This is a genomic window from Kocuria sp. ChxB (assembly GCF_044359605.1).
Classification (GTDB): domain Bacteria; phylum Actinomycetota; class Actinomycetes; order Actinomycetales; family Micrococcaceae; genus Kocuria; species Kocuria rhizophila.
This window is the reverse complement of record NZ_CP121123.1, coordinates 2,331,367-2,357,180: the sequence shown is the minus strand read 5'-3', so window position 1 is coordinate 2,357,180 and position 25,814 is coordinate 2,331,367. Positions and strand designations below refer to the sequence as shown.

The following is a 25,814-nucleotide window of genomic DNA, read 5'->3' as shown; positions in this document are numbered from 1 at the left end:
GAGCGCGGAACGCTCCCGCGCCAATGCTCGCGGTACGGACGGCGCGCTGCGCGGTCGGTACCGCCCGGACGTCAGGAGCGGGGCTGCTCCGAACCGTCGACGGTGTCCGGGCGGGCGGCATCGCCGTCGCCGCGGTGGGGGCGGGCGACGTCGTGTGGACGGCCGCTCGCCGACCGCGCCCCGGTCGAACCGTCCCCGGCGGACGCCGTCCGCTCCGCACCACCGTGGCGGGAGGCGAGGTGCTCCGCTGCCGGAGCCGCCCCCTGGGCCTGCTCCTCCTGCGCAGCGCGCTGCTCGGCGTACTGCGCGCGGTAGCGCAGCCTGCGGTTGCGGCGGTTGAAGTCGATCACGAGCAGAACCACCGCGGCGGTCAGCACGAACGTCATGAGGAAGCCCACGAGCCCGGGCGAGACCTGGCTTGGATCCAGACCCGGCTTCAGGGTGGTGTCGGGGCTCGGAGCGGGGGTCACGGCGGTCAGAACGGTCAGCAGCGTGGGCACGGCGGCACTCACTTCCGTGGGGTCGTGGTCGGGTCGATCCCGGCGAAGAGATCCGTCTCCGGCAGGCTGGTCTCCACCCGGGACTCCGCGAGGGTGTAGTCCTCCCAGGGCCACACCTCCGCCTGGGTCTCGGCGGAGACCGCGAAGAACATGCCGCGGGGATCCACCTGGGTGCGGTGGCTGCTCAGCGCGCGGTCCCGGGCGGGGAACTGCTCCGGGCAGCGCACCTGCGTGGTGGTCTCGTGCCGGGGCACGGGCGGCTGGTGGCCCTCGGGATCGGACTCCTGCATCGCGGCGATGCGCTGCGCGTACGGGGACGTCAGCCCCCGGGCCTCCAGGGCCTCGTGCAGGGCCAGGAAGCGCTCCGGGTTGAACGCGCGGTCGTAGTACAGCTTGGCCGGCGTCCAGGGATCCCCCGTTCCCGGGTACGCCGCGGGGTCTCCTGCGCGCAGGTACGCCTCCATGGAGACCTTGTGCGTCTGGATGTGGTCCGGGTGGGGGTACCCGCCGTTCTCGTCGTAGCTCAGGATCACGTGCGGGCGGAACTCACGAACCAGCTGCACCAGCGGCGCGGCCGCGCGCTGCAGGGGCTGGAGGGCGAAGCAGCCCCACGGCAGCGGGGGCAGGGGATCGCCCTCCGGCAGCCCGGAGTCCACGAACCCGATCCAGCGGTGCTCGACTCCCAGAGCGGACACGGCCGAGGCCATCTCGTGGCGGCGCAGACCCGGCAGGTCCCGCTCGGCCCGGACGTCGCCCTCCATCTCGGCGTTGAGGATCGAACCGCGCTCACCACCGGTGCACGTGGCCACCATGACGCGGGCGCCGAGCCCGGCGTAGTGGGCCATGGTCGCCGCGCCCTTGCTGGACTCGTCGTCCGGGTGGGCGTGGATGGCCAACAAACGAAGCTGCGAATAGTCCGTCACCGAACGGATGCCTCCAAGACGTCGAAGCGAAAATGACAACCCCCGGTATCCTACGCCGATCACGCCGCCCGAACCCGCCGGACGGTGGCCCGTCCGCCCAGTGCGCACCCATTCCCGCTGGGTACAGTGGAGGCCATGAGTTCCGCGACCTCCCAGCCCTCCGACGCCCGGCGCACGCCGGAGGAGCCCGCCACGGAGCGGGTGCTCTCCCAGCGCTACGGATCGGGCCACCGCACCGTGGCGGGCACGCCCCGCCGCGGCCCCGGGGCAAGGGGCTGGATCCTCATTGCGGTGGCGGCCACCCTGGTGGCGGCACTGTTCGTCACGTGGATCGTGCGGGGCGAGTCCCAGCAGCCCGTGGCCAAGGACGTCAGCTTCAAGATCATGGACGCCGGGCAGGTCTACGCGGACTTCGACCTCACCAAGGACCCGGACCAGACCGTCACGTGCGCCGTGCAGGCGCTGAACGAGCAGTACGCCGTGGTGGGGTGGAACGAGGTCACGATCGGCCACGTCCCCGAGGACGAGCTCAACGGCCGCACCAGCACCCACCGGGTGCCCGTGCGCACCACCAACCTGGCCAACACCGCGGGCGTGGACTCCTGCTGGAACACCTCCGGCTGACGCACCGAGTGCCCCGCGTCACTTTGGGGTGCGGGCGCAGCGTCCTCTACACTTGCCCGAAGACCACATCCCCGACCCGGAAGCGCTGGGCCACACGGCTCGCCCCGGGGCGGGGTTTTTCACACGTGACCGTCAGGGCGACGGACACCGGAGAACGGAGGCACAGTGCCTGCACAAGAGGGAGCCTGGCTCACCCAGGAAGCGTACGACCGGCTCAAGAAGGAGCTCGACTACATCGCCGGGCCCTACCGCCAGGAGATCGTGGACCGGATCGAACAGGCGCGCTCCGAGGGAGACCTCAAGGAGAACGGCGGCTACCACGCCGCCCGTGAGGAGCAGGGCAAGAACGAGGGCCGCATCGTGCAGCTGACCCAGCTGCTCGAGAACGCCCAGGTGGGCGAGGCCCCCGCAGACGACGGCATCATCGAGGCGGGGATGGTGGTGACCGCCGAGATCGCCGGGGACGAGATGACCTTCCTCATGGGATCCCGCGAGGTCGCCGAGGACCTCACCGGCGGCGAGGACCTGGAGGTCTTCTCCGAGCGCTCCCCCATGGGTGCCGCGATCAACGGCCACAAGGTGGGCGAGACCGTGAGCTACCAGGCCCCCAACGGCAAGGACATCACGGTGAAGATCCTCAAGGCCAAGCCCTTCAGCCGCTGAGCCACCCCGACCCCTCCGCGGGTCCCCGGAGGCCACCTCGCCACGGCGGGGTGGCCTTTCGCGTACCCGGGTGGTGCCGCCGCCCACCACGCCCCGGTTCCCACGGTTCCCGCAGGCGCGCCCCGTAGGATCGTGCCATCACCTGTCACGTCCCCGAGAGGAGCCCGACCGTGGTCACCCACTGGAATCGCAGCCCGGCACCCTGGACCACGCCGTTGATCGTCCTCACGGCGCTGCTGGCCGTGGCGGCAATCGTCGTCCACGTCCTGGGCCAGGGCAATCCCTCGCTCAACGCCACGGGCGGTCTGCGCAACATCCTCTTCGTGGCCACGTTCGCGTCCGCCCTGCTCACGTTCTTCACCGCGCGGGGGCGACGCCGCTAGCGCTCCCCCACCGGGCGCGTCAGTGCACGATGACCGGGTGGTACCCGTGCGTCTCGAGGGCCGCGATCACCTGGTCGCAGTGCGCGTGCCCCTTGGTCTCCATGTCGATGGTGATGGACACGTCCCCCATGGACAGTGATCCCCCGATCCGCGTGTGGTTCACACCGGTGACGTTGGCATCCATGTCCGCGATGATCTTGGAGATCTGGGCGAGCTCGCCGGGGCGGTCCGTGAGCATCATCTTGATGGTCATGTAGCGTCCGGCCGCGGACAGTCCGCGCTGGATCACCTTGAGCATGAGCATGGGGTCGATGTTGCCCCCGGAGAGCAGCACCACGGTGGTTCCGAGCTCTGGGTGGGTCCGCTTCAGCTCGCCCTCGAGGATGGCCGCCACGCCCACGGCACCGGCCGGCTCCACCACCATCTTGTTGCGCTCGAGCATGAAGATCAGGGCCTGGGAGAGGGAGTCCTCGGACACCGTGACCACGTCGTCCGCGAGCTCCCGGATGATCCGGAACGGCAACTGGCCGGGGCGACCCACCGCGATGCCGTCCGCGATCGTGGACACCTTGGACAGTGTCACGATCGCGTCTCCCGCGAGGGACGGCGGATAGGCCGCGGCGTTCTCCGCCTGGACCCCGATCACCCGGATGTCCCTCCCCTGCTGCTCGGCCTTCGCCTTGACGGCCACGGACAGCCCGGCCAGCAGGCCACCGCCCCCCACCCCGGAGATCACCGTGTCCACCGTGGGCAGCTGGTCCAGGATCTCCAGCCCGATGGTGCCCTGTCCGGCGATGATGTCCACGTGGTCGAACGGGTGGACGAACACCGCACCGGTCTCGTCCGCGAAGCGCTGCGCCTCCGCGAGGGCCTCGTCCACGGAGGAGCCGTGCAGGACCACCTCCGCGCCGTGGTCCTGCGTGGCCGCGATCTTGGGCAGGGCCGCTCCGCGGGGCATGTAGATCCGCGCGGTGATCCCCAGTTTTGCCGCGGCGAGCGCCACTCCCTGCGCGTGGTTGCCCGCCGACGCCGCCACCACACCCCTGCGCTTCTCGTCCTCGCTGAGCTGCGCCATGCGCACGTAGGCGCCCCGCGCCTTGAACGAGCCCGCGCGCTGCAGGTTCTCGCACTTGAGGTACACCTCGGAGCCCAGCATGCGCGACAGGGCGCGGGAGTGGGCCAGCGGGGTGCGCTCGATGATGCCGTCCAGCAGCTGCGCGGCGTCGTGGACGTCCGTGGCGGAAACGGGCAGTGCATTGTGGCCCACAGGGAATTCCTTCGTCGTTGCCGGTTCGTGAGGCTTGCCGCTCCCCGCGCGCGGCCGGATCGCGGCGGACGGCGTGGTGGAGGAACGCAGAACGCGGCGCCCGCAGATGGGGACGCCGCGTTCCATGCTATGGCACCGGTGCGTCAGCGCAGCGGCTGGTCCTCACCCGGAGAACGCTGCTCGATGCTCGCGTTGTGCTCGGTCTCCTTCTTGTGCTTCTCCTCGCGCTTGCGCTCCTCGCTCTCGCGCTCACGGTGGCGCTTGCCGCGGAACCGCTGCAGCTGCGCCATGATCTGCTCGCTGGAGAGGTTCTTCTTCCTGGCGGCCTTCTTGATCTCACGCGGGTACAGGAACGGCTCCCACGCGATCTCCTCGTCGTGCTCCCACGCCCGGCCGGCCAGGTAGCGGATGATCGTGTTGAGGATGGCCATCAGCGGCACGGCGAACAGGGCGCCGATGATCCCGAAGAGCACGCTGCCGGCGGCCACCGCCAGGAAGACCGCCACGGGGTGCAGCGAGACCGCCTTGCCCATCACCAGGGGCTGCAGGATGTTGGACTCGATCTGCTGCACGGCCAGGACCACCAGCAGCATGGCCAGGGCGATACCGGGGCTGACCGCCACGAGCGCCACCAGGACCGCCACGGCTCCGGTCAGCACCGCACCCACGATGGGGATGAACGAGGCCAGGAACACCAGGACGCCGATCGGCAGCGCCAGGGGCACGTGCAGCAGGAACGCTCCGAGGCCGATGCCCACGGCGTCCACGAAGGCCACGAACACCTGGATCCGCACGTACTGCGCCAGGGAGATCCAGCCCTTGCGGCCCGCCCCGTTGACGGCCGGACGGGCCCGACGCGGGAAGAGCTTCACCAGGAAGAGCCAGATGCTCTCCCCGTCCATGAGGAAGAACAGCAGCACGAACAGCGCGATGACGGTGCCGGTCACGATGTTGCTCGCGGTGGAGCCGAACCTCATGGCCCCGGAGAGGATCGCGTCCGAGTTGGCCTGCAGGGTGCTGCCGAGCTCCGAGAACCACTGGTTGATGGTGTCGGTGGAGATGTTCAGGCGGCTGTCCTCGAGCATGCCCATGAGCTGCTGGAAGCCCGCCACCACGTTGCTGGAGAGCTGCGCGAAGCCCACGATGATCTGCTGACCCGCGAGCGTCAGCAGCCCCAGGACCAGCAGGATGAGGCCCAGCTCCACCGTGATGGCCGCGAACGCCGCCGGGATCCCCTTGGAGCGCAGCCACCGCACGGCGGGCGACAGCAGCCCGGCGGCCAGTGCCGCCAGCAGAACCGGGATCAGGACGGTGGTCACGTGGCTCAGCAGCCAGCCGATCACACCCACCCCGGCGATGATCAGCAGGACGCGCCAGGACCACGCCGCGGCGATCCGAACGGGCGTGGTGACCATGGTCTCGGCATCGGCGATGGGCACGGGATTCGACTGGGGGACGTCTGAGGCGCGGCCCGGGGGTGAGCCCGCGTGCGACGTCGGAACACTGGATGACATGCGCACTATCATCGCACCATTGCGCGCGCCCCAGATACACGCGAACAAGAACCGAGGATGACAAGATGGCTGTCATGTCCACCACACTGCTGCGTGTCCTGGCCCAGCGCCGCCCCGCGAGTCTGCTCACCCAGGAGAGTCCCCGGCCCGAGGACCTCGAGGCCGTGCTGAGAGCCGCTGCCGGCGCCAAGTACGACGACCGCCCCACGGGGTGGCGGGTGGCCGTGACCAACCGCAGGTCAGCCTCCCTGCTGGCCGCCGCGATGGCCGGGCTCACCTCGGTGCCCAACCTCACCGGCCCGGTGCCCCGGTTGAAGGGCAAGAAGATCCGCGTGCTCGCCGCCTACCGCGGCAGCCTGCAGTGGGCGTCCCGGGGCGGGGTGGCCCTGGCGTTGATCTTCCGGCACCATCCCGAGCTCCCGGAGTCCAAGAAGGACCAGCGGGGTCAGGTCCACGCGGCACGCGGTGTGCTGGAAGCCGCGTTCTACGCGCAGGGCTGGGCCACCATGTGGTCCCAGCGTGAACCCTTCGACCGCGAGCTGATCCGTGACTTCTACTCGCTGGACGAGCACGAGGAGGTGCTCGGCTGGCTGTTCGTGGGCCGCGCGGCATCCGACAGCGTGCCGGCCAGGGCCATCAACCTGCCGCCGCGCGAGCTGGAGATCAGCTGGATCTGAGCCGCCACGGACGGAACCCACGACAAGACCACGGCGGCCCGGTGCTGGAGTGCACCGGGCCGCCGTGGTCTGTGGTGGCTCAGATCCGCAGCGGCGGCTCCGAGTCCTGTTGCGAGGTCAGTCGCTCATGGAGCGGATGATCGAGAGCACGCGCAGGATCTCCACGTACGCCCAGATCAGGGTCACGGTCAGCCCGAAAGCCGCGGTCCACGCGGCCTTCTGGGGGATCCCGCGGGAGACGCCGTCGCTGATGTTCTCGAAGTCCAGCACGAAGCTGTAGGCCGCCAGCAGGATGGCCACGGCCCCCACGACCAGCCCCAGCGGGATGCCCATGATGGAGACCTCGGAGCGCATGTCGAAGCCGCCGATGAGGCTCGTGCCCAGGTTGACCAGCGCGAAGATGGCGTAGGCCATGAGGGCGACCATGAAGAACTTGGTCACGCGCGGGGACGACCGCAGCACACCGACCTTGTAGAGCACCAGGACGGAGACGAACACGGCCAGGGTGCCGATCACTGCCTGCACCACGATCCCCGGGTACGCGGCCTCCATCATCATGGAGAACCCGCCCAGGAACATGCCCTCGGCCAGGGCGTAGAGGATGATGAGCACGGGGCTGGGCTCGCGCTTGAACGAGTTGACCAGACCGAGCACCAGGCCCACCAGTGCGCCGGGGAAGGCCAGGACAGGCATGAACCAGCCCGCCGCCGCACCGGCGATCACGCACGCCAGCACGAGCGAGGTGCGCATCACGACGTCGTCGTAGCTCATGCGTCCCGTCTGCGCGGGTCCCGCAGCGGGCGCGTTGTACATGCGCTCGAGCTGCTCGGGTGAGTAGCGGGAATCCTGGTAGGACCCCGGGGTGGTCGCGTTCTTCCTGTCGAAGTCGCGCAGGAGGGGGTTTCCGCCGGCCATGTGACGTCCTTTCGAGGGCGTAGTCGAGCTGTTGCCCCAGGCTATCAGCGGCACCTGCGCGCCACTGCGCGCTTCAGCGCAGGATCACCAGGTTCAGGGCCAGCTGCCAGGTCCAGAGCCGCGCGGGCTGGTCGGGACCGGCGGTCGGGTGCCCCCAGTGGGATTCGAACCCACACTGAGCGGATTTTAAGTCCGCTGCCTCTGCCGGTTGGGCTATGGGGGCGGCAACGACGGCGGTGGGGTCGCCTCGAGTGCGACCCCACCGCTGAACGTCTGCTTCCGTGCGGAAGATCCCTAGAGCTGGGCCTTCCCCGCGGACTCGCGCTTGCCTGCGGCCTGGAGGAACGCGCTGCGCGGCTCCCGCAGGTGGCGCAGAGCGGTGGTGTCGCGGCCGAAGAGCATGTTGATGCCCCACTCCGTGAACACACGAACCTTGCGCTCCACGGTGGGGATCGCGTAGCCGTGGTAGAGCCGGTGCATGGTCCAGGCGGGCAGCCCGCCGAGGTCCACGCCGCGGATGGTGGCCGCACCCTTGTAGAGGCCCAGCCCCGCCACGGAACCGAGGTTCTCGTGGTAGTAGTCCTCCAGCGCCTCGCCCTGGTGGGCCGCCATGATGTTCTTGGCCATGGTGGCGGCCTGACGCACGGCGTGCTGGGCGTTCGGGACGCAGAACCCGCCGGGGCCGGAGCCCGTGAGGTCCGGGACGGCGGCGATGTCGCCGGCGGCCCAGGCACCCTCGAGGGGCCCGTCGTCACCGGTGACCCGCAGGTCCGCGCCCACGCGCACGCGGCCGCGCTCGTCCACCGGGAGGTCGCTGTTCTTGGCGAAGCCGGAGGCCGCCACTCCGGCACACCAGATCAGGGTGTCGGTGGCCACCTCGCCGGCCGGGGACTTGTCGCCCATGTTGATGAGCTTCACGACGTCCCCGTCCACCTCGGAGATGGAGGTGTTGAGGAGGACCTCGATGCCGCGGGCGCGCATCTCGGCGATGACCTTCTCGGCGCGGTCCTTGGAGACCTCGGGCATGATCCGGCCCATGGCCTCCACGAGCACGAAGCGCAGGTCCGAGACGCGCAGGCGGTCGTTGCGCTCCACGGCGGTGCGGGCCATGTCCTCGAGCTCCGCGATGGACTCCGAGCCGGCGTAGCCGCCGCCCACCACGATGAAGGTCAGCGCCTTGCGCTTCTCCTCCTCGCTGTCGGTGAGGGAGGCGACCTCGATGCGCTCGAGCACCCAGTTGCGCACCGACACGGCCTCTTCGATGGTCTTCATGCCGATGGCCTTCTCCGCGAGCCCCGGAATGGGGAACGTGCGGGTGGTGGAGCCACCGGCGATCACGATCTCGTCGTAGGGCAGCTGGAACTCCGGGCCCTCGTCGATCCCGCGCACGGTGACCGTGTGCGAGGCGTGGTCGATGTGCTCCACGCGGCCACCGACCAGCTCGCAGTCACCGAGGTGCTGGCGGTGGGAGATGACGGCGGAACGAGCGTCGATGTTGCCCGCCGCGACCTCCGGCAGGAACGGGAGGTAGGTCATGTACGGGTTGGGGTCCACCACCGTGACCACGCCGCCCGACTCCTTGATGCGAGTCTGCAGCTTCTGGGCGAGGGTGAAGCCGACGTAGCCGCCACCCACGATGAGAAGGCGCGGTCGGTCCTTAGCAAGTTGATTGAAAGCCATGCCCCCGAGTTTACCCACGGTGCCGGGCTTTCGCTGGCGGTGTGACGGTCGGGAAGTGTGCTGATCGTGAAATCAGCGGGAGAGCCGGCGGATGTGCAGGACGGCGGCCACGGTCAGAGCGGTCACCACCAGCCCGAAGGACGCGAGCACCACGACCGGCAGCGCCCCGGTCTCGTTGAGCGGTGCCTGTGCGACCGGCGGGGTGGCCTCCTGGGTGACCTGCCGGGTGTCCCCGTCCGTGGTGCCGGAGGTGGCCGTGGGTGCGGCAGAGCCGCTGCGCGGACGGTTCTGGTCGATCCAGTGCCGCACGCTGCCCATGGGGTTCTCGTCCGGGGTCTCGACGTCGTCGAGCACGGCCGCGCGCACGTCCAGCACCCCGTAGCCGTAGATCGGGTCCTTGCCCTTCTCCCCCGCGTCGTGCGCGGTCTTCACGATGCGCTGCGTGACCTGCTCGGCCGTGAGCTCCGGGTGCTGCTCCATGACCAGGGCCGCCGTTCCCGCCACGAGGGGTGCGGTGGCGGAGGTGCCGGACCACTGCGCGTAGCCGTCACCGGGCATCGCGCCCACCATGTCCTCACTGGGACCGGCCACGGCGATCGAGATGCCCTGGGAGGACGAGTCCCAGCTGGCCCTGCCCGAACGGTCTACGCCCCCCACGGACACCACGCCCGGGATGGTGGCCGGTGCGCCCACCTGGTTCAGTCCGGAGCCCCTGTTGCCCGCCGCGGCGACCACCAGCACGTCCTTCTCCTCCGCGTACGCGAACGCGGAGTCCCAGGACTGCGGCCAGGAGGTGGAGTCGGAGCCCACGGACATGTTGATCACGTCCGCGCCGTGGTCCACGGCCCACCGGACGGCCTCGGGGATCTGCTCGTTGACGTCCTTGACACCGGGCTGCTCGTTGCCGAGCCACAGGGAGACCGGCAGGATCTCCGCGTCTGGAGCCACCCCGAGGATTCCCTCCTGGTGGCCCGGGCCGTTCTCGTTCGGGGCCCCGTGACCGCGTCCGGCCGCGAGGGACGAGACGAGGGTTCCGTGCTCGGGCTCGGCACCGAGGCCCTTCTGGCCGTCGGACTGGCCGGCGGCGGACGCGTCCGCACCCGGCAGCACGCCGCCGGCGAGGTCCTGGTGGCCACCGTCCACACCCGTGTCGATCACCGCGATCTTCACGCCCTTGCCCGTGGACTGCTTCCAGGCGTCGCGCACCCCGTAGTCGTCCAGCCAGTACTCGCTCTGCTGGATGTCCGCCCCGTCCACCGGGGGCTTGCCACCGGCGGGCGGGGGCTGCACCGGGGTCTCCACCGGGACGGACGGTGCTGGCGCGGGGACCGCGGGGTCCTGGGCCAGCGCGGGAGCGAGCGTGGCTCCCGAGAGCAGCAGCGCCGCCGCCGACCCCGCGAGCGCGCGGCGCGTTCTCGATCGACCGGTCATGTCCGTCGTGTCTCCTCGTGTGTCCCGCCGTCCGTGCCGCGGGTGGTCCCGGCGGTGCCGGGTGTCAGGTGTCGGGTGTCAGGACACCAGCGACAGGCCGATGCCGTCCAGGATGTCATGCTCGCTCGCGGTCACGGTGTCGACCCGGCCGTCCGTTGCCCGGGCCACCCGCTCGACCACGCGGCGCCACACGAGCGCTCCGGCCCCGATCACGTCCACCCGGCCCTCGTGCATGAAGCCCAGGCGTGCCCGCTGCTTGCGGGTCATGGCGGTGAGCTCCCGGCACGCGCGGTCCACGTCCGCGACGTCCAGCACCGTCCCGTTGATGCGGTCGGGGTCGTAGCGCTTGAGACCCATGGCCATGGCCGTGACGGTGGTGACGGTGCCCGCCACTCCCACCAGGCGGGTGGTCTGCTCCAGGGGGACCGTGCGTGCCACCACGTCCATGGCCTCGTCCACGTCCCGGAGCACGTGGGCCTGCTGCTCCTCGGTGGGAGGGTTGGAGCCCAGGTGGCGCTCCGTCATGCGCACGCACCCCACGTCCACGCTGCGGGCGGCCAGCACCTCGCGGGGGGTGCCCAGCACGCACTCCGTGGAACCGCCGCCCACGTCCACCACGAGCACCCGGTCCGCGGGGTCCAGGCCCGGGGCCGCGTTGAGTGCGCCCCGGAAGGACAGGGCGGCCTCCTCGTCGCCGCTGACGACCTCAGGAACCACGCCCAGCCGGGAGCGGATGCCCGCCACGAACACGTCCCGGTTGCCGGCGTCCCGGGTGGCGGAGGTGGCCACGAAACGCACCCTGTCCGCACCGTGCTCGGTGATCAGGGCGGCGTACTCGTCCACGGCGGCGAACGTGCGCTCGAGGGCGGCCTCGGCGAGCCACCCCGTGGCGTCCACACCCTGACCCAGGCGCACGATGCGCATCTCGCGCACCACGTCCTTCAGGGCGGGGTGGTGCTCGCGGGTCACCACGTCGGCGATGAGCAGTCGGATGGAGTTGGTACCGCAGTCGATGGCAGCAACGCGCATGGCAGCAGAGATCCTCGTGTCGAAGGGGGCAGGGGTCCGGCGCGTCAGGCCGCGTCGCGCCACGCGGGGTCGCACGCGCAGCGCTGCGGCGTCCACGTCCCGGAGATGGTCTCGAGGGTCTCGTCCCCGAGCGGGTTCACCCCGGGGCCCGCGGCCAGGCTGTGGCCCACGAGCACGTGCAGGCACTTCACCCGGGTGGGCATCCCACCGGCCGAGATCCCCTCGATCTCCGGGACGTCACCGGTGCCCGCGAGCTCGCCCACACGACGCCGCTGGGCCAGGTAGTCCTCGTGCGCCGCGCGGTGCTGCTCGGCGAGCTCCGGATCCTGGGCCACGCGGTCGGACATCGCGTACATGGCGCCCTCCGCCTCGAGCCGGGACACGGCGGCGGTGACCACCGGATGGGTCAGGTAGAAGACCGTGGGGAACGGGGTGCCGTTGCTCAGCCGCGGGGCCGTGGCCACCACGAGGGGGTTGCCGCACACGCAGCGCGCCGCGATCTCCACGACGTCCCGGGCCGGCCTCCCGAGCTGGGCTCCCACCACGGTGAGGTCCTGTGGCGTGACGGTCGGGTCGTGCGGTGCGGTCACTTCTCGCTGCTTTCGTCCGGTTGCGGTTCCAGGGTGATGTCCTCCTGGGGGTAGGCGGAGTCGAGCACCGACTGCCAGAGCCCGTCCGCCCACGCTGGTTTGCCGGCCTCGACCTGCTCGGCCGAGGACTCCGGGGCCTGGTGCAGCTCCTGCTGCCCGCCGAGCACCACGTAGGCGCTCTCACCGGGCTTCACGTAGGACATCCGCTCCCGGGCCTGCTGCTCCACGTAGGCGTCGTCCCCCCAGAGCTGCTCCTCGCGCTTGAGCTCCTGCTGGCGCTGCTCCTCGTGGGCGATGCTCGCCTGCAGCTCGGAGATCTGCGCCCGCTGGTCCAGGAAGATCTTGGCGGTGGGCGCGGCCAGGAACACGATCAGCGTGGCCACGACGACCAGGGCCACCAGGCGCCCGTTGAACGAGTGCGCGGGCGTGGGCGCCGCCAGCGTGGACGAGCCTCCCGCGGAGCGCTCGGGACGCGGTGCGGCGTCGCGGCGCGGGTCCGGTCGCTCGGTCCGAGGGGCCTGCTGCGCGGGGCGCGGTGTGCGTCGGGGGATCCGGGGGCGGGGACCGACCATGCGTACCTCCCGGGTGACGTCGTGGGGCGGATCGTGCTCGGCCAGTCTACCCGCAGCACGATGCCGCCCGGTCCCCTGGGCGGAACCGGGCGGCGTCGTCGTGGCCGGGCGGGGCGTCCGGGGACGCCGCGCGGCGGGCCTACTTGGCGGTGAAGCGCGGGAAGGCCGAGGCACCCGCGTAGACCGCGGCGTCGCCGAGCTCCTCCTCGATGCGCAGCAGCTGGTTGTACTTGGCCACGCGCTCGGAGCGTGCCGGGGCACCGGTCTTGATCTGGCCCGCGTTCACGGCCACCGCGATGTCCGCGATGGTGGTGTCCTCGGTCTCACCGGAACGGTGGGAGATCATGCAGCGGTAGCCGTTGCGCTGGGCGAGCTCCACGGCGTCGAAGGTCTCGGTCAGCGAGCCGATCTGGTTGACCTTGACCAGCAGGGAGTTGGCCACGTCCTCCTGGATGCCGCGGGCCAGCCGCTCCGGGTTGGTCACGAAGAGGTCGTCGCCCACGAGCTGCACCTTGTCACCGATGTGCTCGGTGAGCGTGGCCCAGCCCTTCCAGTCGTCCTCGTCCAGGGGGTCCTCGATGGACACGAGCGGGTACTTCTTCACGAGGTCCTCGAAGTACGCGGACATCTCCTCCGCGGAGCGCTTCTTGCCCTCGAAGGTGTACTTGCCCTTCTCGAAGAACTCGGACGAGGCCACGTCCAGGGCCAGGGCGATGTCCCGGCCGGGCTTGTAGCCGGCCTTCGTGATGGCCTCGAGGATGAGATCCAGTGCCGCCGAGTTGGAGTCCAGGTTCGGGGCGAAGCCGCCCTCGTCCCCCAGGCCCGTGGACAGGCCGCGGTCCTTCAGCACGGACTTGAGGCTGTGGTAGACCTCCACGCCCCAGCGCAGGGCCTCGGAGAACGTGGGGGCGCCGATCGGGGCGATCATGAACTCCTGGATGTCCACGTTGGAGTCCGCGTGGGAGCCGCCGTTGAGGATGTTCATCATGGGCACGGGCAGCACGTGGGCGTTCGGGCCGCCCAGGTACTTGTAGAGGGGCAGGTCCGCGGAGCTCGCGGCCGCACGGGCGATCGCCATGGAGGCACCCAGGATCGCGTTGGCGCCCAGCTTGGCCTTGTTGTCGGTGCCGTCGAGCTCGAGCATGGCCTGGTCCACGGCGCGCTGGTCGGACGCGTCCAGACCCACCACGGCCTGCTCCAGCTCCTCGTCCACGGCGTGCACGGCGTCCAGGACGCCCTTGCCCAGGTAGACCTTCTTGTCGCCGTCGCGGCGCTCCACGGCCTCGAACTCGCCCGTTGACGCACCCGAGGGGACGGCCGCGCGGCCGAAGCTGCCGTCGTCCAGCAGGGCCTCCACCTCGACCGTGGGGTTGCCGCGGGAATCCAGGATCTGGCGGGCTTGCAGCGCAATGATCATTGCCATGAAAATCTCCTTGTCGGTCGTCGACCCGTGGGGCGGTTCCGGCCCCGGGTCCCAGCCTACCGAGCGCGCCTGTGTCCCGGCGATACGCCCCGGGATGACGGTGCTCACCCGGGCAGCGGGCCGTCGTGCTCCCGCACGAAGCGGCGCACCGCCGTGCGCAGGGCCCGTTCGGCGTCCAGGCCGCGTGCGGAGGCCTCCGCCACCTGGCGCAGCAGCCGCTCCCCCAGCTCGCGCTCCTCGTCCTCGCGCTGCTCCTCCGGCAGCTCCGGACCCACGGGTCCGACCCCGGGGACCGCGTACCGGCGGGCCTTGGACAGCGCCTTCTCGGCGCGAGCCAGGGCGGGCAGCGCCGGGGGGATCCCGTCGAAGATGCGCGTGCGCTGCGGTTTCTCGTCCCGTTTGACGGCGTCCCAGCGCGCGGCGAGCTCGGCGGTGCCCGGCTGCTCCCCCGCGGCGGCGATCTCGTCCGACCACGCCGCCTGGCCGTCCACGTTCTCCTCACCCAGCAGGGTGTTCCCGGTGGCCATCAGGGTGGTCCCCGCGCCCCCGCCGAACACCGCCGGGTGGCGGCGCACGAGCTTGTCCGTCACGGCGGAGATCACGTCCGTGACGTCGAAGCCCTGCGGGGCCGGGTGCTCCTGGCCGATCCGCGCGTGGAAGACCACCTGCAGCAGCACGTCCCCGAGCTCCTCCACGAGCTCGTCCCGGCGGCGGCTCGAGGGTTCGAGGGTCTCCACGGCCTCCACCACCTCGTAGGCCTCCTCCACGAGGTAGCGCAGCAGCGACTCGTGGGTCTGCTCCGCGTCCCACGGGCAGCCCCCCGGAGAGCGCAGCCGGTCCATGACCGCCAGCAGCCGTTCGAACTGCTCGCCCGCAGTGCTCTCCGCACCGTGCGTGGCCGTGCCGGTCGCGGCGTGACGAGGGGCCAGGCTCCCCGCGCCCTCCGGGGCCCGCCGCGCATCGCGGGGCGATGAGGCCCCGGCCCCCTCCGAGGTCTGCAACGCGTCGCCGTGCGAACGCTCGGCGGGTCCTGTGCTCTCCGGGCTCACGAGGTCTCCCCCGTGATGCGCTGCTCGAGCCACTGCTGGTAGGCCACCGGCACGAAGGCCGCGCGCGCCGCCGTGCGCTGGACCCGCAGCACGTCCTCGGAACTCCACCCCGCCTCGGAGCGCAGCCGGTCCAGTTCGTGCGTCACGGAGGTCCCGCTCATGAGGCGGTTGTCGGGAGAGACCGTCACCGCGAATCCGGCCCGCAGCAGGCGCGTCACCGGGTGCTCGGCAACGGTGGCGCCCCACGCCGCGCTCGCTCCGGTCTGCAGGTTGGAGCACGGGCAGACCTCGAGCGCGATCCGCCGGTCCCGGATCCAGAGGGTCAGCGGTGCGGTCATCTCCCGGTCCTCGTCCAGCAGCCGCACGCCGTGCCCCAGTCGCAGGGCCCGGCCCGAGCGGAGGGCGTCGGCCATGGACTCCGCGCCGGCGGCCTCCCCCGCGTGCAGCGTCACGGGGACGTGCTCCGCCGCGAGAAGCTCCAGGGCGTCCCGGTGGGCCGAGGCGGGGAAGCCGTCCTCCGGGCCCGCCAGGTCGAAGCCCACCACGGATCCCGGCACCGGTTCCCCGGGAACCTGGCCGTCCGCCGTCGTCGTGGGGGTGTGCGCGCCGACGTCCGTGGCCGGCGTGCCGCCGGTGACTGCCTCGTCAGGGTTCCCGGACGGGGACGACGCCGCCCGCAGCCGCCGCACCACGAGCTCGGCGATCTCCCGGGAGCGGTCCAGGTGGCGCATGGCGCACAAGATCTGGACCACCGAGACGTGCCCGCCTGCGGCCTTGACCTCGGCGACACCCTCCGCGAGACCGCTCTGCACCGCGTCCACGGCCTGGTCCAGAGTGAGTCCCCCGGCCACGTGCTGCTCCGGTGCCCAGCGCACCTCGGCGTGGACCAGGCCGTCCGCTGCGCAGTCCGCCACGTACTCGCGGGCCACGCGCCGCAGGGCCGGTGCCGTCTGCATCACCGCCACGGTGTGCGCGAAGGTCTCCAGGTACCGCGGCAGGCTCCCGGAGTCGGCGCTGTCGCGGAACCACTGACCCAGGGATGCCGGGTCCGTGGTGGGCAGCTCGTGGCCCACCTGCGCCGCGAGATCCACGACGGTGGCGGGGCGCAGTGCGCCGTCCAGGTGGTCGTGCAGCGAGATCAGTCCGTGTGGCCCGAGGGCCCCGTCCGTGGTGCGGACGGGGCCCTCGGGGGTCGTTCGAGTGCTCATGGCGTCAGTAGTTCCAGTCCTGCAGTGCGTCGTTGACGTGCTGGGGGATGTTGGAGCCGGTGCGCGGATACATGCGCAGCTCCTCCAGGTAGTTCTGCCCCGGGAGGCGCTGCTCGTAGCGCACGAACGCCTCCTCGTCCGAGTAGTCGAACGCGACCTCAGGGGGAACGCCCGGACGGAAGCGGAACATCATGGCCAGCGGGGCGCCGGAGCCCTCCACGTACGAGTCGTCCTTGAGCTCCTGGACCTTGAGCTGGTCCTCGGGCACCAGGTCGAAGGTGGGGCGCTGGTCCCAGAACCCGTTGAGGCGCACGTGGGTCAGGGCGTCGTAGTAGGTGCCGAGAGCGCGCACGCGGATCAGCACGGTGGAGACCTCACGGGCGGTGCCCTCCGGTCCGAACAGGTGCCGCTGCGCATCCGCGAGGCGGGCCGTGACGTCACCCACGGTGAGCGCGAGGTTGCCGGTCGCGAGGGCATCGGGGTCCACGTCCTGCTCCGGGGCAGGGGCCCGGTAGGACGGGGACACGTCCGTGGCAGTGGCCACCTGCGGCGCACCGGCCGGATCGTCGTCGCCGTCCACCGCCGCGCGCACGGGCGCGGGCACCAGCGTGTCCTCGGACTCCGTGCCGAACGCCGACTCGTCCACGTGGGCGGGCAGGTCCTCCGAGGACCGGGCGTCCTGGGTGTCCGTGGCAGCGGCGTGCTCCGCTCCGGGCTGCGCACCGCGCGCGCCGTCATGGGTGGGCCCACCGCCCAGGATGCGGGGGTCCTCGCCCAGGCCCTGGTCGAAGTGCTCGTCCTCCTCCGACCCTGCGGCGCCGTCCGGGAATCCTCCGTCCTGTGCGTCGAAGGCGCGCTCCGGATCCACGGACCGTTCCTCGGCGGGCACCGCCGGGGAGCCGTCCTCGGCGCGCTCCGCGGAGCTCTGCTCGCCGGACGCGAGCACCGGTGACGCCTGGCCCGCGGCCAGGACGTCGCCGTCCGTGGCCGGCTCGGTGTGGCCGTCGGAGACCACACGCACGGCGTCGGAGTCCTGCGGAGCGCCCGTGTGCACCTGCTCTGCGGCCTCGCCGGGGGCGTGGCCCTGCTCGGAACGGTGAGCATCGGCAATGTGGTCACCCTGGTCCCCCGAGGTGCCCGCGGCGGCGAGCCCAGCCGCACCGCCGGCCACCGTCCCCGCGCCCGCGGCGTCCACGTGCCCGGGGGCACCGGCCCGGTCGTCGGAGCCGTGGCCCGCCGGGGTTCCGTGGTGGTCCTGGACGCGGTCCGTGGCCTCCGTGCGGTCGTCCGAGCTGGCCTGGTGCTGCTCCTCGTGGTGCGCCGGCGTGGCCGTGCGCGACTCGTCGGAGGCACCGTGGTGCTGCTGGACGGAACCACCACCGGGGTGGCTGTAGTGCTCGGTGCGCGACTCCCCGGTGGGGTAGTCGTAGGTCACCGTGATCTCGTGCGCCGCGTGGTGGGACGCCGAGACCACGAGGTCCAGCTGGCGCCACGGCCCCACCGGGGTGCTCATGGCCTGCGTGTAGAGGTCTGCGACGTCGTCGAACAGGGGCGATCCCTGGTCCACGGTCCCGTTCTCCACCTCGTCCGGCGCCTCCCCCACGGCCTGGCGCGTCTGGTGCGTCATGATGTTCCCGGACTGCACGAGGGTCAGCCGGGCACGGTCCGCACCCCGGGCCAGCAGGAGCTCCACGAGGTGCTGCAGCGCCCCGTCCTGCGGCAGCGGCTCGGCGGTCGGCTCCTGGCGCGGGTGCTCGTGGTGATCCCCGGCGGTGCTCTGCACTGCCTCGGGCGGCGTCGCCTGGCCGGACACGGGTCCCACCGCGGGGTCTGACGGCGCGGCGCCGGGCGACGGCTGGGGTGTCGGGGTGGTGTTCTTGCTGCGGAACAGATCTCTCAAACCCACGTGAATGTTTCCCTTCGAAAGCCGGGCTCGGTCTGGTGCTCAGTATAGGCGGGCCGCTCGGGAGCCACCCGGGAGCCGGACGCTCCCCCGGCGGCTCGGCGGGTCACAGGTTCTCGGGCCCGAACGCGTCCGGCAGCACCTGGTCCATGCTGCGAACACCGCTCACGGTGAGCAGCTGCAGCCCGGGAGCGCGGTGCTCGTACAGCAGCTGCCGGCAGCGCCCGCACGGCATCAGCACCTCCCCGTGCCCGTCCACGCACACGAAGGCCACAAGCTTGCCGCCGCCGGACATGAACAGCGCGCTCACGAGCGAGCACTCCGCGCACAGGGTCACACCGTAGGAGGCGTTCTCGATGTTGGCCCCGGTGACCACGCGGCCATCGTCCACGAGTGCCGCCGCTCCCACGGGGAAGCGGGAGTACGGGGAGTAGGAGTGCTCGAGGGCCTCGGTGGCCGCCCGCTGCAGCCGCTGCCAGGTGGACTCGTCCACAATCTGCTGGTTCTCGGTCATGGTGTCGTGCGCTCCTGGTCCTGGGTTCTCGTGCGGGTCCTTGTGCGGATTCTCCCGGCGACGCCGCTCAGCGCGCCACCGCGCGGGAGGTCCACCCCCGACGCTACGCCGTCGAGGCGCTCGCCGGGCGGGGTGGTCACTCCTTGAGGTAGGGCTCACCCGAGGCGGCCGGCCCCCGTGACCGGCCCACGAGGCCCGCCACCGCGAGGATGGTGACCACGTACGGGAGCATGGCCAGGAACTGGCTGGGCACCGGGGTGCCCAGGAAGGAGAGGATCGACTCCAGGTTGGACGCGAAGCCGAACAGCAGCGAGGCCAGCAGCGCCCCCACGGGGTTCCACCGCCCGAAGATCAGGGCCGCCAGCGCAATGTAGCCGGAGCCCGCCGTCATGTCCCGGGTGAACGCGGACACCGACACGAGCGTGTAGAACGCACCGCCCAGCCCGGCCACCGCACCGCCCAGCAGCACGTTGCGCACGCGCAGGGCGTTGACGGGGATGCCCAGGGTGTCTGCGGCCTTGGGGTGCTCGCCCACCGCTCGGGTCCGCAGGCCCCACCGCGTGCGGTACAGCGCGAACCACACCACGGCCACGGTGGCGTACATGATGTATCCGATCACGGACTGGTCGAAGAGCACCGGCCCCACCACGGGGATCTCGGCCAGCACCGGGATCCGCACGTGCGGCAGCCGCTCCGGGGAGTTGAACGCGGCCGCGTTGGGCTCCAGCACGGTGGCGAACAGGAAGCCCGTGAGCCCGGAGACCAGGACGTTGAGCACCACGCCCACGATCACCTGGTTCACGCGGTAGCGGATGGCGAAGACCGCGAGCACCACCGACACGAGCACCGAACCGAGGACGGCCGCGAGCAGGCCCGCCCAGGCGCTGCCCGCGATCGTTGCGACGACCGCCGCGGAGAACGCACCGAAGAGCAGCTGGGCCTCGATCGCGATGTTCACCACGCCCGAGCGCTCGCACAGCAGACCCCCGAGGGAGCCGAAGACCAGCGGCGTGGCGAGGGCCACGGAGCCCGCGAGCAGTGCGGTCACGGAGATGCTGGGGGTCTGGGCCGTGCCCACGATCCACACGAGGAATCCGGTGACGAAGAAGAAACCGGCCACGAGCGAGGCCCAGCGGGGCAGGGCGCGGGCCCGTACCGCGGCGTAGCCGGCCAGCACGGCCAGCACGGCCGTCACCACCCAGCCGCACAGTGTCGAGGCCACGGAGACGTCGGGCAGGCGCACGGCGTCGTTCTCGCCGGAGAAGCGGAACTGCACCGACTGCCCGGAGGCGTTCAGGGCGAAGACCACGAGGGCCACGAGCGCGAGCACGGCCAGGCCGACCGCGGGTCGCAGGGTCCGCACGCCCACGTCGCGCAGCACCGCGGAGGTGGGCAGATCGGCCTCGGGCACGGAGCCGTCCGGGCCGTCCAGGTGGGGGGAAGCGGTGGCGGTGCTCACGCGGCGACCTCCTGCGAGCGACGGGTGGCGAAGGTGAACAGGGGTGGCAGCGCCACGAACAGCACGATGAGCGACTGCACGACCAGCACGATGTCCACGTTGGTGCCGGTCATCGACTGCATGGTCACCCCGCCCGCGCGGAACGCCCCGTAGAGGATCCCCGCGAAGAACGTGCCCCACGGTGTGGACCGGCCCAGCAGGGCCACGGTGATGGCGTCGAAGCCGAAGGAGGCCGCAATGCCCGCCGTGAGCGAGTGCTCGGTGCCGGAGACCTGCGCGGTGCCGGCGAGACCCGCCAGCAGACCCGCGAGCAGCATGACGACGACGAAGCCGCGGGTCACGGAGATGCCCGCGGTCCGCGCCGCGCGGGGGGTGGCCCCCACGGCCCGCAGCTCGAAGCCCACGGTGGAGCGGTTGAGCAGCCAGGACACGGCCACGGTGGCCAGGACCGCGAGCACGAAGCCCCAGTGCAGCCGGAACTGGTCCCCGAGCAGCTTGGGGAACATGGCGGTCTGGTCCACGGGAGGGCTGATGGGGTTGGACGAGCCCTCGCGCTGGAAGCCCGGCAGCGTCAGCAGCCACGCCACCAGGTTGAGCGCCACGTAGTTGAGCATGATCGTGAGGATGACCTCGTGGGCGCCCGTGCGGGCCTTGATGAGCCCCACGATCCCGCCCCACAGGGCACCGCCCAGGGCGCCGGCCGCCATCACGGCGAGCAGGTGGATCCCGGCGGGCAGGTGCCACGAGAACCCCACCCACGCGGCCAGCGTGGCCCCGATCAGGATCTGGCCCTGCGCACCGATGTTGAACAGGCCCGCGCGGAACGCGAGCGCCACGCCGAGACCCGCGAGGATCAGGGGGGTGGCCACGGTGAGGGTCTCCGTCAGCGGGTAGAGCTTGTCGGCGAGCGTGGCCCCGGCGGGGTTGTACACCGCACCGTGGAACATGGCCACGTAGGCGCTCGAGGCGGCCTGCCACATGGCGGTCAGCGTGTCGCCGGGGCGCGCGAAGAAGTACCCCGCAGCCTCCCGGACGTCCTCGTTGGTGACCGCGATCAGCAGTCCGCCCAGGATCAGCGCCACCACCACGGCCAGCACCGACTGGAGCGTGGAGCCCAGCAGGGTGCGGCGGTGGCTGCCCGCGGCGAGTTCGGTCGGTGGCGGCGCCGACACCTGGTCGGTCTGCGCCGGTGTGGTGGTCGCGCTCATGCCGTGCGGTCCCCCTCGGGTCGGTCGTCGGTCGGGTCGGCCGCGCTGCTTCCCCGGTGCGCGTCAGAGGCCGCGCCGGGGACCGCGTGGTGGGCGGCGTCGTCGGCGGGCGTGGCGCCCGCGCCGGTGTCGTCGGAGTGGGCGGATGTCGCGTGGGCGTCGTCAGCTGCGGCGTGGGCGTCGTCGGGTACGTGGGCGCCGTCGGCCTGCTGGGACGAGGCGACGTCGGAGTGGTCCCAGGGGGCCGCGGGGAGCACGGACTCGGCGGGCTCGCCGGCCATCATGCGCCCGAGCGCCTCGCGCGGGGTCTCCGGGCCCACGATGCCCATCAGCCGACCGTGGAAGAAGACCGCGATGCGGTCCGCGAGCGCGTAGACCTCGTCGAGCTCGGTGGAGACGATCAGCACCGCGGTGCCCCGGTCCCGCTCCGCCACGATGCGGCGGTGGATGAACTCGATCGAGCCCACGTCCACACCGCGCGTGGGCTGGGAGGCGATGAACAGCGTGAGGGGGCGCCCGAGCTCGCGGGCGATCACCACCTTCTGCTGGTTGCCGCCGGACAGCGTGACCACCGCGGAGTCCACGGATCCCGTGCGGATGTCGTACTCGGACACGGCGGAGCGGGCGTTCTCGCCGATGGCGCCCAGCCGCAGCGAGGGTCCCGCCGCGAACTCGCGGTCCCGGTAGCGGTCCAGCACGAGGTTCTCGGCCACGGAGAACGGGCTCACGAGGCCGTCCGTGGACCGGTCCTCGGGCACGAATCCGACGCCCCGGGCCAGCACCTCGCGCGTGCGCAGCCCCACGAGCTCGTGGCCGTCCAGGCGCGCGGACCCCGTCACGCGGTCCTCGAGCCCCACGAGCGCCTGGGTCAGCTCGGTCTGGCCGTTGCCCTGCACGCCGGCCACGGCGAGGATCTCCCCGGGGGCCACGTCGAAGCTCACGCCGTCCAGCACCACGAGACCGTTGTCCCCGACGACCGTGAGGTCGCGCACCTCGAGTGCGGCACCGCTCGGCAGGACCGGCTCCTTCTCCACCGTGAGGGAGACCTTCCGGCCCACCATCAGGGCCGCGAGCTCCTCCGTGGACGCCTCGGGGCCCACGTGCCCCACCACCTCGCCACGGCGGATCACGGTGATCACGTCCGAGACGGCCCGCACCTCCCGCAGCTTGTGCGAGATGAACACGATGGAGGTGCCGCCATCCCGCAGCTGGCGCATGATCTGCAGCAGCTCGTCCGTCTCCCGTGGGGTCAGCACGGCCGTGGGCTCGTCCAGGATCAGCACCCGCGCGTCGCGCACGAGCGCCTTGATGATCTCCACGCGCTGCTGCACGCCCACGGGCAGGTCCTCGACCACGGCGTCGGGGTCCACGTCGAAGCCGTAGCGCCGGGAGATCTCCCGGATCCTGGCCCGCGTGGTCTCCAGGTCCAGGGACACGCCCCGGGTGCTCTCGTGCCCCAGCGCCACGTTCTCGGCCACCGTGAAGACCGGGACGAGCATGAAGTGCTGGTGCACCATGCCGATCCCGGCCGCCATGGCGTCGCCGGGGCCGCTGAACCTCACGGGTTCACCGTCGATCTCCACGCTCCCGGACGTGGGTTCGTAGAGACCGTAGAGGACGTTCATGAGCGTGGACTTGCCCGCTCCGTTCTCCCCGAGCAGACAGTGGATCTGGTGGGGTTCCACGGTCAGGTTCACACGGTTGTTGGCGGTGAAGTCACCGAACTTCTTGGTGACGTCCGTGAGTTTCAGCTGCACGTCGTTAGCTCCTGCCTGCGCGCTCGGTCAGGACTTGGGGGCGTTCTCGGACTCCACCGTGACCTTGCCGTCGATGATGTCCTGCTTCAGCTGCTGGACCTCCTTGTCAAGGTCCTCCCCCACCTTCGACTCCTGGTCGTGGTATGGCGCGAGACCCACCCCGCCGTTCTCGAGGGTGCCCACGTACTGGCTGTTGTCGAACTTGCCGTCCGCGGCCTGGGTGACGACGTCCTCCACGGAGGTGGTCATCTCCTTCAGCACCGAGGTGAGCAGGAACTCCTTGCCGGAGTCGAGGGTCTCGTAGCCGTCCGTGTCCGGCCAGATCAGCCGCACGTTCTTGTTGCCCTTGTTCGCCTCGACCACCGCGTCCACGGTGCCCTGGGCGGCCTGGCCCGCGACCGGGAGCACGACGTCGGCGCCGTCACCGACGAGGTTCTGGGTCACGGTCTTGGCCTTGGAGGAGTCCTGGAAGGAGCTCAGGAACGTGCCGTTCTGCGAGTCCTTGTTCCACCCGAGGACCTTGACGTCCTTCTTGTTCTTCTCGTTGTAGTACTTCACGCCGTCCGAGAAACCGTCCATGAACACGGTCACGGTGGGGATGTCCATGCCCCCGTAGGTGGCCACCTTGCCGGTCTCGGAGCTGCCGGCCGCGAGGTAGCCGGCCAGGAAGGCCGCCTCCGCGGTGTTGTACACGATCGGCTTGACGTTGTCGGCCTTGATCGAGTTGTCGTCCACGATCGCGAAGTGCTTGTCGGGGTTGGCCTCCGCGACCTTCTTGGTGGTGTCCGCGAGGAGGAAGCCCACCGACACGGTGAGGTTGCAGCCCTGCTGCGCCATGGAGGTCAGGTTGGGCTCGAACTCCGTCTCGGACTGGGACTCGGCCTGGCTGATCTTAATGCCCTTGTGCTCCTCCGCTGCCTTGAGGCCCTCGTAGGAGCTCTGGTTGAACGAGCGGTCCTGGAAGCCGCCGTCGTCGGAGACGATGCAGCCCTTGAAGTCGGACGCCTGTGCGCTGCTGTCCCCGGAGCTGTCCGGTGCGGCACCGCAGCCTGCCAGGGTGAGGCCGGTCAGCCCGGCCAGTCCGAGGGCGCCGAGAGCGCGGAAACGTCGAGTGGTCATGGGGTCCTCCGGTGGGATCGGGCTGGGGGCGCGCAGAACCGGGTCCTCGCACCGCGGTGGAACCGCGAGAAGGACGTGACCCGGATCATAGGTCCGCTCAGTGTAGCCCCATGAATCCCTGGCCGTGCACCGAGTGTCGGCGTGTCAGCCCTCGGACCGTTCCGGAACCTGTGCCGCGTCTGTCAGCTCGCGCACCCGCAGCCGGACCGCCCGCAGCGCGGCGGACGCCATGACCTGCACGCCGCACCGGATGGCCTCCTCCTGCGGGGCGTAGTCGGACTGGTGCAGGTCGTACGTGCGTCCTCCCGGCTCACGGGTGCCCAGGCGCATCATGGCGCCGGGCACGTGCTGCAGGAACCACGCGAAGTCCTCCCCGCCCATGGACTGCTCCACGAGCAGGATGCTCTCCTCCCCCAGCTCCGCGCGGGCGGCGATCTCCAGCAGGGTGGTCTCGGTCTCGCCGTTGACCACGGGCGGCACGCCGCGGATGTGCTCGAGGTCCACGTTCACCCCGTAGGGGGCCGCCACCTGGCCGACGACCTCGTCGAGCATCTCCCCGGCCTGGTACCAGGCATCCGCGTCCAGGCAGCGCATGGTCCCGGCCATGAACCCGGACATGGGAATGGCGTTGGGGGCCACCCCCGCGTGGATCTGCCCCCACACCACGGCCACGCCCGAGCGCACGTCCACGCGCCGGGAGAGCACCGCGGGCACGTCGATCGCGATCTGGCTCATGGCGTAGACCAGGTCCTCCGTGAGGTGCGGGCGGGACGTGTGCCCGCCGCGCCCGGACAGCTCGATCCGGATGGTGTCGGACGCCGAGGTGATGGCCCCGATCCTGGTGCCCACCTGCCCCACGTCCAGCTTGGGCTCGCAGTGCAGGGCGAACATCCGCGGCACGCCTGCCAGCACGTTCTGCTTGATGATGCTCAGCGCCCCGCCCGGCAGCTTCTCCTCCGCGGGCTGGAACACGATCCGCACGGTGCCCGCGAACGGCGAGGAGCGGTGCAGGTCCGCGAGCACCCGGGCCACCCCGAGCATCACGGTGGTGTGGATGTCGTGTCCGCACGCGTGCATCACGCCCTCGTGGATGGACGCGTACTCCAGCCCCGTGTCCTCCAGGATCGGCAGGGCGTCGATGTCCGCACGCAGCCCCACCATCACGGGCCCGCGACCCACGTCCACGTAGCAGCCGGTGCGCTCGAACCGCACGGGGCGCAGACCGGAGGCCTCCAGGGCGTTCACGATCCGCTCGGTGGTGCGGTACTCCTCGTAGGACAGTTCCGGGTGGCGGTGCACGTCGCGCCGGAAGCGGATCAGGTCCGGGAGGTAGTGGGAGAGCAGGGGTCCGATCGCGGGGGGCAGGCCCACGTCGTCGGCGGAGGGCAGCGGCAGATCCAACATGA

Annotated in this window: 24 protein-coding genes and 1 tRNA gene; 4 read left to right on the top strand and 21 right to left on the bottom strand. The window is 71.2% G+C overall.

The genetic code is table 11. The annotated features are described in order from the left end of the window. Window positions 1-71 precede the first annotated feature (71 nt). Both P8S73_RS10360 and mca read right to left on the bottom strand, forming a co-directional pair. Complete coding sequence (locus tag P8S73_RS10360; RefSeq protein WP_310265808.1) at window positions 72-500, bottom strand: hypothetical protein; 429 nt, start codon at window positions 498-500, stop codon at window positions 72-74. An 8-nt stretch (window positions 501-508) separates the two neighbouring features. Then, window positions 509-1,423 carry a mycothiol conjugate amidase Mca gene (gene mca, locus P8S73_RS10355; protein ID WP_019310180.1) on the bottom strand — a complete coding sequence of 305 codons (915 nt, stop codon included), beginning with the start codon at window positions 1,421-1,423 and terminating at the stop codon, window positions 509-511. A 135-nt stretch (window positions 1,424-1,558) separates the two neighbouring features. On the opposite strand from mca, the gene P8S73_RS10350 reads away from it, so the two are divergent. The 3 genes from P8S73_RS10350 (at window position 1,559) to P8S73_RS10340 (ending at window position 3,093) form a co-directional block, all read left to right on the top strand. Then, window positions 1,559-2,047, top strand: a complete 489-nt coding sequence (locus tag P8S73_RS10350) for a DUF4307 domain-containing protein (protein WP_019310181.1) — start codon at window positions 1,559-1,561, stop codon at window positions 2,045-2,047. A 165-nt stretch (window positions 2,048-2,212) separates the two neighbouring features. Beyond that, window positions 2,213-2,710, top strand: coding sequence for a transcription elongation factor GreA (greA, locus tag P8S73_RS10345; RefSeq protein ID WP_019310182.1), 498 nt, complete (start codon window positions 2,213-2,215; stop codon window positions 2,708-2,710). Window positions 2,711-2,880: 170 nt separating this feature from the next. Continuing rightward, window positions 2,881-3,093 carry a hypothetical protein gene (locus P8S73_RS10340; protein WP_019310183.1) on the top strand — a complete coding sequence of 71 codons (213 nt, stop codon included), beginning with the start codon at window positions 2,881-2,883 and terminating at the stop codon, window positions 3,091-3,093. A gap of 19 nt (window positions 3,094-3,112) precedes the next feature. Here the strand turns inward: P8S73_RS10340 and ilvA are convergent, their stop codons facing one another. Beyond that, a complete protein-coding gene (ilvA, locus tag P8S73_RS10335) occupies window positions 3,113-4,360 on the bottom strand; it encodes a threonine ammonia-lyase (RefSeq protein ID WP_271073989.1) in 1,248 nt (415 codons plus the stop codon). A 143-nt stretch (window positions 4,361-4,503) separates the two neighbouring features. Continuing rightward, window positions 4,504-5,799, bottom strand: coding sequence for an AI-2E family transporter (locus tag P8S73_RS10330; RefSeq protein WP_396350372.1), 1,296 nt, complete (start codon window positions 5,797-5,799; stop codon window positions 4,504-4,506). A gap of 149 nt (window positions 5,800-5,948) precedes the next feature. Between P8S73_RS10330 and P8S73_RS10325 the strand changes: the two genes are divergently transcribed. Next, a complete protein-coding gene (locus P8S73_RS10325) occupies window positions 5,949-6,551 on the top strand; it encodes a hypothetical protein (RefSeq protein ID WP_019310186.1) in 603 nt (200 codons plus the stop codon). Between the two features lie 117 nt (window positions 6,552-6,668). On the opposite strand, the gene P8S73_RS10320 is transcribed toward P8S73_RS10325, so the two are convergent. The 17 genes from P8S73_RS10320 to P8S73_RS10240 form a co-directional block, all read right to left on the bottom strand. Continuing rightward, window positions 6,669-7,466, bottom strand: coding sequence for a Bax inhibitor-1/YccA family protein (locus P8S73_RS10320; protein ID WP_019310187.1), 798 nt, complete (start codon window positions 7,464-7,466; stop codon window positions 6,669-6,671). A 149-nt stretch (window positions 7,467-7,615) separates the two neighbouring features. Then, window positions 7,616-7,689, bottom strand: a tRNA-Leu gene (locus P8S73_RS10315). A 71-nt stretch (window positions 7,690-7,760) separates the two neighbouring features. Then, on the bottom strand, window positions 7,761-9,146 hold the full coding sequence (locus P8S73_RS10310) for an NAD(P)/FAD-dependent oxidoreductase (RefSeq protein ID WP_019310188.1): 1,386 nt from the start codon (window positions 9,144-9,146) through the stop codon (window positions 7,761-7,763). Between the two features lie 72 nt (window positions 9,147-9,218). Beyond that, window positions 9,219-10,577 (bottom strand): S8 family serine peptidase, encoded by a 1,359-nt coding sequence (locus P8S73_RS10305; protein ID WP_019310189.1) that lies wholly within the window; start codon window positions 10,575-10,577, stop codon window positions 9,219-9,221. A gap of 78 nt (window positions 10,578-10,655) precedes the next feature. Next, entirely contained in the window at window positions 10,656-11,606 is a 951-nt protein-coding gene (locus tag P8S73_RS10300; protein WP_039100908.1) for a Ppx/GppA phosphatase family protein, read from the bottom strand. Between the two features lie 44 nt (window positions 11,607-11,650). After that, window positions 11,651-12,196 carry a DUF501 domain-containing protein gene (locus P8S73_RS10295; protein ID WP_019310191.1) on the bottom strand — a complete coding sequence of 182 codons (546 nt, stop codon included), beginning with the start codon at window positions 12,194-12,196 and terminating at the stop codon, window positions 11,651-11,653. Further along, the gene (locus P8S73_RS10290; protein ID WP_019310192.1) at window positions 12,193-12,768 is read right to left on the bottom strand and encodes a septum formation initiator family protein; all 576 of its coding nucleotides are present in this window, start codon (window positions 12,766-12,768) and stop codon (window positions 12,193-12,195) included. Before P8S73_RS10290 ends, P8S73_RS10295 begins: the two co-directional genes overlap by 4 nt. Before the next feature lie 139 nt (window positions 12,769-12,907). Next, window positions 12,908-14,191 (bottom strand): phosphopyruvate hydratase, encoded by a 1,284-nt coding sequence (eno, locus tag P8S73_RS10285; RefSeq protein ID WP_019310193.1) that lies wholly within the window; start codon window positions 14,189-14,191, stop codon window positions 12,908-12,910. 104 nt (window positions 14,192-14,295) lie between these two features. Then, window positions 14,296-15,240, bottom strand: a complete 945-nt coding sequence (locus tag P8S73_RS10280) for a MazG family protein (protein ID WP_145000941.1) — start codon at window positions 15,238-15,240, stop codon at window positions 14,296-14,298. Next, window positions 15,237-16,448, bottom strand: coding sequence for an adenosine deaminase (locus tag P8S73_RS10275; RefSeq protein ID WP_396350371.1), 1,212 nt, complete (start codon window positions 16,446-16,448; stop codon window positions 15,237-15,239). Before P8S73_RS10275 ends, P8S73_RS10280 begins: the two co-directional genes overlap by 4 nt. 4 nt (window positions 16,449-16,452) lie before the next feature. Beyond that, window positions 16,453-18,354, bottom strand: coding sequence for a hypothetical protein (locus tag P8S73_RS10270; RefSeq protein ID WP_124108905.1), 1,902 nt, complete (start codon window positions 18,352-18,354; stop codon window positions 16,453-16,455). A gap of 103 nt (window positions 18,355-18,457) precedes the next feature. Continuing rightward, on the bottom strand, window positions 18,458-18,865 hold the full coding sequence (locus tag P8S73_RS10265) for a cytidine deaminase (protein WP_019310196.1): 408 nt from the start codon (window positions 18,863-18,865) through the stop codon (window positions 18,458-18,460). Window positions 18,866-19,001: 136 nt separating this feature from the next. Continuing rightward, window positions 19,002-20,324, bottom strand: coding sequence for an ABC transporter permease (locus P8S73_RS10260; protein ID WP_059280834.1), 1,323 nt, complete (start codon window positions 20,322-20,324; stop codon window positions 19,002-19,004). Then, window positions 20,321-21,532, bottom strand: a complete 1,212-nt coding sequence (locus P8S73_RS10255) for an ABC transporter permease (protein ID WP_059280833.1) — start codon at window positions 21,530-21,532, stop codon at window positions 20,321-20,323. The genes P8S73_RS10260 and P8S73_RS10255 overlap by 4 nt, the downstream gene beginning before the upstream one ends. Beyond that, entirely contained in the window at window positions 21,529-23,289 is a 1,761-nt protein-coding gene (locus P8S73_RS10250; protein ID WP_059280832.1) for an ABC transporter ATP-binding protein, read from the bottom strand. The genes P8S73_RS10255 and P8S73_RS10250 overlap by 4 nt, the downstream gene beginning before the upstream one ends. Window positions 23,290-23,316: 27 nt before the next feature. Further along, window positions 23,317-24,408, bottom strand: coding sequence for a BMP family protein (locus P8S73_RS10245; protein WP_019310200.1), 1,092 nt, complete (start codon window positions 24,406-24,408; stop codon window positions 23,317-23,319). Window positions 24,409-24,552: 144 nt separating this feature from the next. After that, the gene (locus P8S73_RS10240; RefSeq protein ID WP_047978105.1) at window positions 24,553-25,812 is read right to left on the bottom strand and encodes an amidohydrolase; all 1,260 of its coding nucleotides are present in this window, start codon (window positions 25,810-25,812) and stop codon (window positions 24,553-24,555) included. Window positions 25,813-25,814 lie beyond the last annotated feature (2 nt).